This window comes from Mesorhizobium sp. M7A.F.Ca.AU.002.02.1.1, from assembly GCF_003998535.1.
Lineage (GTDB): Bacteria > Pseudomonadota > Alphaproteobacteria > Rhizobiales > Rhizobiaceae > Mesorhizobium > Mesorhizobium ciceri.
Window position 1 is genome coordinate 1 of record NZ_RZPB01000694.1, and the last position, 3,192, is coordinate 3,192.

At 60.6% G+C, this 3,192-nt stretch carries 4 protein-coding genes; all 4 read left to right on the forward strand.

Annotated features, from left to right (window positions below):
- Window positions 1-925 (forward strand): histidinol dehydrogenase (gene hisD / locus EN879_RS29550; RefSeq protein WP_127274431.1); only part of this gene is annotated, 925 nt, incomplete at its 5' end.
- A gap of 59 nt (window positions 926-984) precedes the next feature.
- Complete coding sequence (locus EN879_RS29555; protein WP_082826751.1) at window positions 985-2,028, forward strand: LacI family DNA-binding transcriptional regulator; 1,044 nt, start codon at window positions 985-987, stop codon at window positions 2,026-2,028.
- Complete coding sequence (locus EN879_RS29560) at window positions 2,015-2,578, forward strand: hypothetical protein (RefSeq protein ID WP_063170572.1); 564 nt, start codon at window positions 2,015-2,017, stop codon at window positions 2,576-2,578. Before EN879_RS29555 ends, EN879_RS29560 begins: the two co-directional genes overlap by 14 nt.
- Before the next feature lie 10 nt (window positions 2,579-2,588).
- Window positions 2,589-3,192, forward strand: a 604-nt coding sequence (locus tag EN879_RS29565; RefSeq protein ID WP_127274432.1) for an MBL fold metallo-hydrolase, incomplete at its 3' end; no start/stop codon positions are given.

Genomic DNA, 3,192 nt, shown 5'->3' on the forward strand with positions numbered 1-3,192 from the left:
GCCCGGCGGCAAATATCCGATGGTTGCTTCGGCTCATATGAGCGTGGTCACGGCGCGCGTAGCCGGCGTGAAGCGCGTGATTGCCTGCGCACCGCCTCTCCACGGCGGCCCGCATCCGGCGATCGTCGCCGCCATGCATCTGGGCGGTGCCGACGAAATCTACGTGCTTGGCGGTGTGCAGGCAGTAGCCGCCATGGCGCTCGGCACCGGTACTATCGCCCCGGTCGACATGCTGGTCGGTCCCGGCAATGCATTTGTCGCCGAAGCCAAGCGCCAGCTCTTCGGCCGCGTCGGTATCGACCTCTTCGCCGGCCCGACCGAAACACTGATCATCGCCGACGAAAGCGTCGACGGCGAGATCTGCGCAACCGATCTCCTCGGCCAGGCCGAGCATGGGCCCACCTCGCCCGCCGTCTTGCTTACCACCTCCGAGAAGCTCGCCCGGGCAACCATGGCCGAAGTCGAACGGCAGCTTCTGCGGTTGCCGACAGCGGAACTCGCCGGCAAGGCCTGGGCAGACTACGGCGAAGTGATCGTGTGTGAGTCCGATGAGGAGATGGTGCGCGAGGCGGACCGCATCGCTTCCGAGCATGTGCAGGTCATGACGAGCGACCCCGATTACTTCTTGAACAACATGACCAACTACGGCGCCTTGTTCCTTGGGCCTCGCACCAATGTGGCATTTGGCGACAAGGTCATCGGCACGAACCACACGCTGCCGACCAAGAAAGCAGCCCGCTATACTGGCGGACTGTGGGTCGGCAAATTTCTCAAGACCTGCACATACCAGCGGATCCTCACCGACGAGGCCAGTGGACTGGTCGGCGAATATTGCTCGAGGTTGTGCATGCTGGAAGGTTTTGCCGGACACGCTGAGCAGGCCAATATCCGCGTGCGGCGCTACGGCGGCCGAAACGCCGCTTGACGACCTTGAACAAAGCACGTCGAAACATGGTTCGCCGCTAAAACTGGAGCCTAGCAGCCATGACCGAAGTCGCCCTGAAGCAGCCTCACACGCCCCGCATAACGGTGAAAGATTTGGCAAGACAATTGGGCATGTCGGTATCCACGGTTTCGCGAGCCTTTTACGAGGACGCCGTGATCGCGCCAAAGACGCGCGCGAGAATCCTCGCGCGCGCGGCGGAACTCGGTTACCAGCCCAATCCGCTCGCACGCGGCCTCATCACCAAGAGCAGCCGCATCGTCGGCATCGTCGTGTCCGACATCACCAATCCATTCTATCCCGAAGTGCTGACGCGGCTGACGGGAAAGCTGCAAGCTCTGGACCTGAATGTGATGCTGGTGGTGACCGATCCAAAGCGCAGCGAGGATGAGACGCTTCGCGTCCTGCTCTCTTATCACCCCGACGTGGTGATCATCCTGGCCACGACGCTTTCTTCGGCATCGTCCGATGCCTGCCGCAAGGTCGGTACACCCGTCGTGTTCTTCAACCGCTACGATGCCAGCCAGCGCTCCTATGCGGTGACCTGCGACAATGAACTCGGCGGCAGGACGGTCGCCGACCACCTGATCGATCTCGGACACAGGCGCCTGGCCTATGTCGCCGGCTTGCCGAATGCCTCGACCAACGTCGATCGCTGGAAGGGTTTTCATGCCCGCTGCCTGGAAAGAGGCGTGCAGGCTCCTCTCAGCAGCGTAGGGCAGGAATTCAGCTACGCGGCCGGCTATGCCGCCGCGCATGGGTTTCTCTCGTCCGACGAACCACCGACTGCGCTTTTCTGTGCGAACGACATCCTGGCGATCGGCGCCATGGACGCGGCAAGACGCGATTTCGGCCTTTCGATACCGGACCGTCTGTCCGTCGTTGGTTTCGATGACATCGCGATGGCCTCCTGGCCGTCGCACGATCTCACAACTGTTGGTCAGCCAATGGAACTGATGGTGGAGCGCACCGTGGACCTGACGCTGTCCCTGTCGCGCAACGATGCCAGTCAGCCCGCCCTGCAGCGCATTCCGGGAAAACTCGTCGAACGCAGCACCACGAGGGCCATCGATGGCAGGCAATAAGTCTTCTCTGTCGATGCTGGACTGGGCGGCGCAAATTCATGGCCCGGACTGTGCTGGCTTTGGCCCCGCTCGCGAAGTCGCGGCCTTGTCTCTGCCTGAAGGTGTGGCGGATGAGGTGGTCGCCTATGGTCTCGAGGCCCGCCAGGTCTACAACGGTCTTAAGCGTTTAATCGGGCAGGTCGCTGGCCTGATGATCCTGCTGCAGGCAAGCGGCCGCCGCGAAGTGCTCGATCTTCCGTCTATCGCCAGTGCCGCGGAATTGTTCGACGAACTCCGCGAACGCCTTTCAAAGTTGCGGACAACGTCTCGCCTTAATGTGCATCTGCAGCAGTTGATCAGCGCACACAGGCTCGTGGGCACCTGCCTCACTGTTTTGCGCGAGCAGCAAGCTGCCAAGAACACCCCAGACCTCGCCGAGCCGCTCGGCAATTTGTCGGCGGCTTACAGGCATCTGCAATCGGCATCCGAGGATCGCTTCGGAATGACCATGGTCGACTTCAGGCATTCCTGCTGCAACTGCGGGGCCGAAGGCCGCTTATCATCAGTCTAGGGAGGAAATAATGTCACAGTATTCGATCTGGATTCTCGAATATTCCTACGTCACCAAATACCACAAAAGTGGTGTTCTTTATGGTGCGCACAACCAGGGCTACGTCAAACTTCCGTACTGCTACGCCCTGATCAAAGGCAACGGACACGTTGCCATGGTGGATGTCGGTTACAACGACAAAGACTATGGAAAGCACCTTGGAGACAAGTTCGGTGTCGAGAACTGGCGCTCCCCAAAGGAGGTTCTCGCCGGGGTCGGCCTGACACCCGAGGAGGTCGATACGGTCTTCATCACCCACGCCCATTTCGACCATTTCGGCAATGTCGAGGATTTTCCGAAGGCGAAATTCTACATTCAGGAACGCGAGATCGCGAAGTGGACCTGGGCGATGTCGCTGCCTGACAGGCTCCGCTGGATGATGGTGGCTGTCGATCCCGGTGACATCATCCGTGGCGTCGATCTTGCGCGCCAGAAACGGCTCATTTGCGTCGATGGCATCGTAGAGAACGCTCTTCCGGGGATCGACCTTCATGTCGCCTACGACAGCCACACCTTTGCGTCCATGTGGGTCAATGTCCGCAACGACGGCAAGGCGCGGTCTTCCGATGCCTGGG

Coding starts and splice junctions, on each gene's coding strand:
- EN879_RS29560 (WP_063170572.1), top strand. CDS start 2,015: ATGGCAGGCAATAAGTCTTCTCTGTCGATGCTGGACTGGGCGGCGCAA.
- EN879_RS29555 (WP_082826751.1), top strand. CDS start 985: ATGACCGAAGTCGCCCTGAAGCAGCCTCACACGCCCCGCATAACGGTG.